This is a genomic window from Mycobacterium sp. TH-M82 (assembly GCF_057473605.1).
This window is the reverse complement of record NZ_JBYCKY010000735.1, coordinates 1-4,325: the sequence shown is the minus strand read 5'-3', so window position 1 is coordinate 4,325 and position 4,325 is coordinate 1. Positions and strand designations below refer to the sequence as shown.

The following is a 4,325-nucleotide window of genomic DNA, read 5'->3' as shown; positions in this document are numbered from 1 at the left end:
CAGCGACCATCGCTTCACGCGCACCGGTGTGGCCAGTTTCCGGCTCGACGTTGTCGGCAGCTCACGTCGGCCGAACAACGGGTGGGATTCGCTTCGCGCGCATCCTCGGGTCGGTTACCACGTGGAACTCTCCGGCGCTTCGGTGACCGTCCGCGCCGTCGAAGGTCGCCTACCCACATCCCTCGATGTGACGGTCGATGTGCCTCTCGATAGCCCCGGCCTCGCATTAATGACCTGGCGCGATGGGCACCTCGTCCCGTTTGTCGCGCCTCCGGTAGGAGCGAGCGTCGAAGTTCCTGGGAATCAAGGGAATTGACGCAACCACATTCCCCTGGGATGCCACCGTGACAAGCCTGGTCGCCGCACGAAAGATTACACGCAGGGCTAAAAAGGTTGCCCGACAGTGTGTCTGCGGCGTTCCCGTTGACCACGGTGCAGACCTCTGTACGAGTGATGAAGGTAGGCCCTTCAGGACCGCCCTGCGGGGGATGCGTCCTGGCGCAGGGTCACCACAGCCTGCCCTGCGTTGTTCGCCCACTCCCTGCGTGTCGCTCCGCCTGGTGACCAGGAGGACAAGAGGCCGATGAATCGAGAGATTCATGTCCGGATCTGTGGGAGCCGGGGGGTGCGATTCCCCACGGCTACCCGGCATGACCCGACGATTCACCTAAACCAGCGTATTGCCGGCCGCTGGGGCGGCAATACCGGCGGCGTGCCCCAGGAACGCGATCCGCAGCCGAGTCTCGCCATGTTCGACTCGATCAGGTCGTAGGGGTACGAAGTGTGTTGCTCGACGAAGTCACGCAGGTGCGTCATCGAATCGTGCCATGGCTCGTTGCGACGCGGCAGGATCGTCTTGAGGAACGGGAACCGGAGGTGCTCGATGAGCCCGTCCCAGAAATACAAGGTGTTGTTGATAGGCGCCCCGGAGAACTTGCCTGCCCATTGATGCTCGGGTGAGCGCCCGTAAGCCGCTTTGATGTCTTCGACCGAGACGAACGGCTTGACGCTGAGCTCTGCTTCGCGGGCATGCTTGGACAGGCCGAGCTCGTATTGCCGGATGAGGGCATCTTTGTCGACGATGTACTGAAAGCCATCCCAGAAATCGTTGAGGAACGGCCGGGTACGCAAGTTGAGATCCCAAGCCAGGAAGAACGACTGGAGGTGGAAGGTCTGCTCGGCGCTTTCGATCGCACCGTACATGTCGGCACCGTGGAACGAGTTCCACATCTCTTCGATCGGAAACAGCGGGCCGAACACGCTGTCATTGGCGATCACGAAGCGGTCGAACTGCTCGAGCGACCAGCCGCGTTGCCTGAGGATGCACCACGCGAGATGCCACGAACCGAAATCGAGTGAGAGCGTGCGCCGAGCGTAGATGCCTGCACATAAGGAGCGGAGGGGAGCAACCGACTCCGGCGTGAGCGTGGGCGCGCCGGAGACAAAGACTATGGCGGCGTTGAGCCTATGGAGCGCTTCCAAGTAGTAGATGACGTATGGATCGACGACGCCGTGGGGATCGAAGTGTGCGAACAGAACGAGTGTGCGCCGATCAGGCGGGGGCTGCGGTGGAATCTCTTGGTGGGTCTCGGAAATGAAGCGCAGCGCGTCGCCGCCCAAGCGGTATCGGCGGGCGGCCAATCGGGAAGTCAGCTTCGAAACGGTATCTAACATGCTCGGTAACGCTGACCTCAACTGATCGCTTCGGGCGCATGCTTACTCGGGGTAAGGCCGACCTCAGCAGCTTTCCTGGCGAGCGCGTAGAAGTCGGTCCGGGTAGTCGTCATGTCTAACAGCTCAAGCCCGGCCCACCTTAGCATTTCTTCGATCAGCCGAGCATCGAACACGTGGTGATGAAGAGTGCGGTTCTGAAAATTCTTCAGGCTTCGCTCCCTGAAATGCGGCAAGTCGCCTGCGGGCGGGTCCATCCGCAAGTCATGTAGTCGCAAGATCTCGTCCAGATGGGTGAGGTCGTTTTCACCAACATCGTTGGTGAAGTCCTTCAACCGGTGCTCGAACCGCGTGACTGGCCGTCGATGATCGAAGTTGCTCTTCTTGTTGGGTAGGACCAGTAGGAGCGCTCCGTCGACCTTGACGACTCTTTTCCATTCCAATAGACCTTTGATCGGGTCAGCGACGTGCTCGAGACAATTGGATGACAGAAGAAAGTCGTAGCTTTCAGTACTGATCTCACTGAGGTCCGTTGCCTCGGAAATGAATTGGCGACCGCATTTGTCTGTGGCGTAGTTGAGGTTTTGGCCAGCTGTTATGCAGCCTTCGCAGATGGTGTCAGTCGAGAAGTTAATCCCATCCAGCCCACCAACGAACTGATATAGGGGCAGCACGGTCTTGAAGACCAGGCTCGGTCCGCCGCCCTCGATTCCGTGCTTGTCGTCGAAGAACGACAAGCACTTCCGGCGAAGAGGAAACCGCCAGCGGGCGTACTTCAATGTGAAGAAAAATTCGGCTGCCGATTGGGGCGCAAATTCCTCGATGACTGGCATGCGTTTGTACCGTTCCCGTCAGATAGCGCTGGTTCGAGGGTTCAATAGCATCTCGCTCTTGAACTGCTTCACAGCGTCTCTCCGAGTCGACTCCCCAAGTAGGGATGCGCCGATGCGCCGCCACGAATAGCCACCAGCATGGACGGGACCACGCACTGAACTCGTCTCTTGAATTCCCAAGGGGTGGGGTTTTCGATGATAAGAACGCCCACGCCGGCTATTTCTTGCATTCCGTAATTAACGGCGTCTCCTTGCGAGGCAACATAATTGGTTAGAACGTTGCTCGTTGCTCGTGCCGTTTCCGCGTCCCAGCTTCCATAGAACTTCTGTTCGGAAAGGCAGATGGGGATCAAGCCCTTGGTGGCCACGGCTTCCCAGACTGCGGCCGCTACTCCTGGCGTGTGTAGCGCTCGGAAATCATCCATTACGACCACGCCGCCGTGGTTCATGAGATCGAGCGTGTTGGCAATGTCCATGCGGACGACGTTATAAAGATGACTGCCGTCGATGTGGGCGAAACGCAGCGACCGTGGCTCGATCTTGTCGACTATGTGTTCGGAGAGTTCGGCGATCACCACGGGAGGTCTGTTGACCCATCGGAGGTAATTGTCCTCGAATTTCTTGCGGTTCAACCCGCTATAAGATTGCGAGTTTTCCGCGACGTTCTCTTTATCTCCCTCGGCGTCATTGAATATATCACACACGATCACTTCCTCGTGTGATCTCGCATGGCATCCGAGCACAATTGAGCTTTTACCATACAGCGCGCCGATTTCAAGGAGATCTCCGCGGACGTCGTTTTCATGCTGGGTTGCCAGAATGCGGTCAAACAGTAGAAAATCCATATCCCAAAAAGCTCCCACGATGGAGTTGCGCGCGCGCCAGTATTTCCGTGTGCGCTGCGATAAATTTTCAAATCCCATTATTCAACTTTCGTGCTCGGCTCAGGTCGGCGCGGCTGATGGTTCAGAATGATTTTGGATACACTCGCCCGTGCAGTGACGTCGATCCGGCGGTCTGGCCGCTGCCCTGAGACGAGTCCGGGCCGGACATCCCGATGGGTCACGTTCAAAAATGCTCTCCCACTCGGATCTCGGCCTCGTGTTGTTCCGGCCAAGAGCCTAGACCGCTGACAGCGCCGTCGATGCGTTTCGGCGGATCCCAACTGTCTCTGGCCGGCGGCGATCCGAAAAAACGTGATCGCGGCTGGCGCGGTCCGGCTGAAGCCAGCCCGCATCTATGGTCCGACCTGCATCTCGTAGAAGCGCAGCCGTGCGGACACGTCCTGAAGACCCCAGGACGGCCTTCGTCCGATGCGGACGGTGTGCGCGTGGATCTGCAGATTCGTGCCGTCGACCGAAGACGGCGTGTTGACGAGAAAATGCTCCGCGGCGTTGGCGGCGACGAGTCGGTAGGTGACTCCGTCGAGCGCGACCGTCGAGGTGGTTAGCGGCGCGACGGCCCCCTGGAAGAGCCAGTCGAAGACGGTTTGGTCCAGTTCGATAACGACCAAAGCCGCTCTGCCGGGTGCGCTGAGGGCGGGAACGGTGACCGCGTCGCCGCCGTGAATTGTGATCTCCAACACTGCTGTGAGTGCTCCACAGTGACACCCGGTGCGGGTGAATAGTGCCCAATGGTTCTTGACTCCGTCTACCGTGTAGTCACACAACAGGGCGCGCGAATAACGGGGGGATTCCTGCGTGGCGAGCCGACCGTCGATGCCGGTGGCCGGCGTGGTGGGGGAGAGGACGAAGTGGGGTCCGTTGGCGAGCGCGTCGCTGTTGACGGTGTCGAGCGCCGGGGTATAGGCCGAGTAGGTCT

At 59.3% G+C, this 4,325-nt stretch carries 4 protein-coding genes and 1 pseudogene; 1 reads left to right on the top strand and 4 read right to left on the bottom strand.

Annotation, left to right across the window (positions count from 1 at the left end; translation table 11 throughout):
* Positions 1–316 (top strand): hypothetical protein (locus tag AC2VON_RS21985; RefSeq protein ID WP_486954761.1); only part of this gene is annotated, 316 nt, incomplete at its 5' end.
* A gap of 347 nt (positions 317–663) precedes the next feature.
* Here the strand turns inward: AC2VON_RS21985 and AC2VON_RS21980 are convergent.
* From AC2VON_RS21980 to AC2VON_RS21965, 4 genes and pseudogenes are all read right to left on the bottom strand, one after another.
* Entirely contained in the window at positions 664–1,674 is a 1,011-nt protein-coding gene (locus AC2VON_RS21980) for a rhamnan synthesis F family protein (protein WP_486954760.1), read from the bottom strand.
* 17 nt (positions 1,675–1,691) lie between these two features.
* Complete coding sequence (locus AC2VON_RS21975) at positions 1,692–2,504, bottom strand: methyltransferase domain-containing protein (RefSeq protein ID WP_486954759.1); 813 nt, start codon at positions 2,502–2,504, stop codon at positions 1,692–1,694.
* A 68-nt stretch (positions 2,505–2,572) separates the two neighbouring features.
* Positions 2,573–3,427 (bottom strand): class I SAM-dependent methyltransferase, encoded by an 855-nt coding sequence (locus AC2VON_RS21970; RefSeq protein ID WP_486954758.1) that lies wholly within the window; start codon positions 3,425–3,427, stop codon positions 2,573–2,575.
* Between the two features lie 314 nt (positions 3,428–3,741).
* Positions 3,742–4,325 (bottom strand): annotated as a pseudogene (locus AC2VON_RS21965) (hypothetical protein); the annotation flags it as partial.